The sequence below is a fragment of the Streptomyces sp. NPDC002776 genome (assembly GCF_053592195.1).
Genome location: NZ_JBSFVG010000052.1, coordinates 1 through 3091 on the forward strand (window position 1 = coordinate 1; position 3091 = coordinate 3091).

The 3091-nt window shown below is 67.4% G+C and carries 4 protein-coding genes and 1 pseudogene; 1 reads left to right on the forward strand and 4 read right to left on the reverse strand.

Features of this window, described 5'->3' with window-relative positions; all coding sequences use genetic code 11:
- Nucleotides 1-172: 172 nt before the first annotated feature.
- Nucleotides 173-263 (forward strand): annotated as a pseudogene (locus ACWD11_RS35010) (IS5 family transposase); the annotation flags it as partial.
- A 501-nt stretch (nucleotides 264-764) separates the two neighbouring features.
- On the opposite strand, the gene ACWD11_RS35015 reads toward ACWD11_RS35010, so the two are convergent.
- The 4 genes from ACWD11_RS35015 to ACWD11_RS35030 form a co-directional block, all read right to left on the reverse strand.
- Entirely contained in the window at nucleotides 765-1031 is a 267-nt protein-coding gene (locus tag ACWD11_RS35015; protein WP_451287936.1) for a hypothetical protein, read from the reverse strand.
- Between the two features lie 24 nt (nucleotides 1032-1055).
- Nucleotides 1056-1553, reverse strand: coding sequence for a hypothetical protein (locus tag ACWD11_RS35020; protein ID WP_451287938.1), 498 nt, complete (start codon nucleotides 1551-1553; stop codon nucleotides 1056-1058).
- Nucleotides 1554-2189: 636 nt separating this feature from the next.
- A complete protein-coding gene (locus ACWD11_RS35025) occupies nucleotides 2190-2558 on the reverse strand; it encodes a hypothetical protein (RefSeq protein ID WP_451287940.1) in 369 nt (122 codons plus the stop codon).
- Between the two features lie 261 nt (nucleotides 2559-2819).
- Entirely contained in the window at nucleotides 2820-2990 is a 171-nt protein-coding gene (locus ACWD11_RS35030) for a DUF6895 family protein (protein WP_451287942.1), read from the reverse strand.
- Nucleotides 2991-3091: the final 101 nt, after the last annotated feature.

Below are 3091 nucleotides of genomic sequence, written 5' to 3' on the forward strand. Positions count from 1 at the left end.
TACCGCCTGCTGCGGTTGCTCTTACTTCCCACCTAGCACTACTTCCTCTGGAACTCACGTCCCAGTCTCCAGGTGTCCACGATCAAGGGGAAGGTCCATTCGTGACCGCGTTGCTTCCGTTGTCGTCGCTGTGCGCCTGGGCGCACTCGGCCTGCGGCAGTACGCCGGAAGCATGCCTACGCGACGCCCGTATCCGAGTGATCTGTCCGATGCCCGTTGGGAGTTGATCGAGCCGGTACTGACGGCCTGGCGCTTCGAGCGCCGCGGCAGGGCCCTGGACTTCGGCCGGCCGCCCGAGCATGACCTGCGTGCGATCTCTCGGTTTCGTGTCAGTGCCCCACCTGCACGGACACCACCCCGAGACAGTGCAACCGCCCCGATCTCTCGCATTCATGACAGTTCTCCCACCCCGCAAACCGGCACTGCCCTGCGCCAACTCACAGACACTCACTGTCTCTCACTCCACTGTCACGAGACCGAGACATCGCACCAGGCGCGTCAAACTCGCCCTCGACCGGCTCCAGACGCTGGCGAAGCTGGGTCTGGAGTGGGCGACGGCGTAACGGCCGTCAGGACACCGTGAGGGGTCATGCCGGAGTCGGCGTGGCCCCTCCGTGTCAGGCACCGGCTCTCTTCGCGCTGGTAGAGAGGCTCTTACGGCGCGGGCTGCGGTTATGGCTCGCCCCGGTCCCAATGGCCGGGCCGCAGCGGCGCCGAGGGCCTGCCCTGGTCCGCAGGGCCGGACGGGAGACCTCGGGCCGCTCTCACCCGTAAGGAGGCTCCTCCCGGGTGAGAGCGGCCGCGTGGGCGCGGGCGTGTGCTGTGTCCGGGGTTCCCGGACGTTGAGGGTGGACGGGCACGTCGTAGGTCGTGACGCCCACGAGACGGGTCTCCTGAGGCGTCATAGGGATGAAGGAGATGCGTCCGTCCGGGGGCATGGCGAGGATCGTGACCGGCCAGGAGGAGGTGCGGGTGTCACCGCCGGGGACCAGGGGGTAGGTGCAGCCGCTCTCCACGCTGCGTGGATGCATCCGCCAGGCAGCCAAGCGTGCCCGTCAGTGGACGCGCAGCACCAGCGGCGGGAGGAAGTACGTCGACTGACCGATGAGGCGCGTCTCCAGTGCTTCGAACGTGTTGAAGGAGATCCTGTCGTCGGCGGGCTCCGCGGTGATCACTACGGGCCAGGTGGTCTGCCGGGAGTCGCCACCCGGAACCAGCGGATAGGTGCAGCCGCCTTCCACGATCAGGGGGCCACCGCAGAGCACGGTGTCACCGGTGGGGGCCCCGATCGCGTAGGAACCCACAGGGGAGCCGGTGTAGCCGAAGTTCGTCTGGACCGTGGCGGACCCCTTGTTCGTGTAGTCGAGGGTCACGTACACCGTGTCACCCACCGAGGCACTGGCGGGTGTGACGCTGAGCTTGAAGGTGCCGGTCGGATCCTGCACCGTCGCGGTGTTGGCAGGGTCGGCCTGGACGGGAGCCGCACCCACGGTGAGGCCGAGCAGCAAAGCCGCCGCCAGCACGCCAAGGACGGCGCGAAGACGAGTGAACATGAGCAGTTCCCTTCTGTGGCACAGAACCGGAACCGAATCACGGCACGCCCTCAAGCGGAGGCGCCGGGTACCGGGGGAGTCAGCGTCAAACCGGATCCCGGTACGCACAACCCCCCATGTGACCGAGTGAGTCCTGCGGTGCGTAGGGGCCAGATGAGGCGAAGCACGAACGCAACCAAGGGGGGCGCGCACCGGCCGCGTTCACCACCCCAAGACCGGCCCCTGCACCGCCTCCCGGCGTCGCTGCGGCCGTTGACTCGTACGCGCCAAGATCCCCGTGCCCAGAGTCCGGCCATCCGCGGCCGTGGCCCGTCGCCAACGCCGATGTACGTTTTTGGTGTCCCTGCGAGAACCCCGGCACCACACCTTCGCGGGACCCGTCGCCGCCAAACTCGCCGCCGGTCTCATCCAGGCTCTGGCCGATGACCCGACGGATCTTGACGACCGAGGCGATCGAGACCGGCAGCAAAGTCCTGTGAGTACAGGCATTCTGGAGTCCGGGCCGGCACGGCAACAGCCCACGGCCGGTGGAGCCGCAGGCGTTATGCGGCCCGTCCGGGCTGTGATCAGGCTCGTGTCGTGGCTGTGAAGGTGTAGTAGATGCACAGATCACTCGTATCGCAGGCGCGGGTTGCGCTACCGCCTCCGGCGCACACTCCTTAGTTGGAGGGGCTCGAGCTTGAGGGTCATGGTGAGCACCTTGTTGGGTAGAGGACCGATGTAGGGGAAGTCCATCTCCCACCTCGCCTCCAGGACGATGCCGTTGTGGGCGTCGTCGTAGACGTTGGTCCACTTCGGGACGTTGATCGCCGCTGAGGCGGGAGAGCCGGTGCCGGGGCACGACTGGGCGACGCCGAGCACCATCTGTGGATACCGGGCAAAGACGCGGCCGTGCCACACACTTTGCACGGCGGCGGCGCCGCTGGTGAAGTTGTTGTCGATTTCGTGGTCGACAGTCCTCGCACACTGCGAGGGGATGCTCCGTAACCGCACACTCGTGATCATCGGCTACATCGGCGGGCGCTGCCGCGGTGCCGGACAGCAGCAGGGCGGCGGCTACCAACGCAAAGCGAAGACGTTCATGGAACCTGTCTCAGGCCGGGGCGGCCGCACACCCGCTTGGACGAGGATGTGCGGGGAGGGGCGGGGCCCGCCCTGGACCGGCGGACGCCCTGGAGCAGGCTGGCGAGGTCGGATTTGGTCACCGTGGCGTGAGCGAGGAGCCGGCAGCCCGGGCGAGGGTGAGCGTGCCGGTCATGATGGCGATCACGGCGGTGTGCTCGTGGTTCTTGAACGCCAGGTCGGCGTCCTCCTTGATGGGATCGTTATCCCGGGGGTGAGGCCGTCGGGGCGCTGCACAGCAAGCATCTGCTCCCACAGCGCGGCGGGACACTGGGGGTCACCGATGCACGCGTCGACGAGCAGGAGTTCGCCCACTAGGGCCAATGCCGTTGCATTACGTGGTTGAGGGTTGTGGTCGTTTGATGCGGACTGCTCGGGCGCCGGTGTGGGTGGGTTGGGGCCAGGTGTGGTGTTCG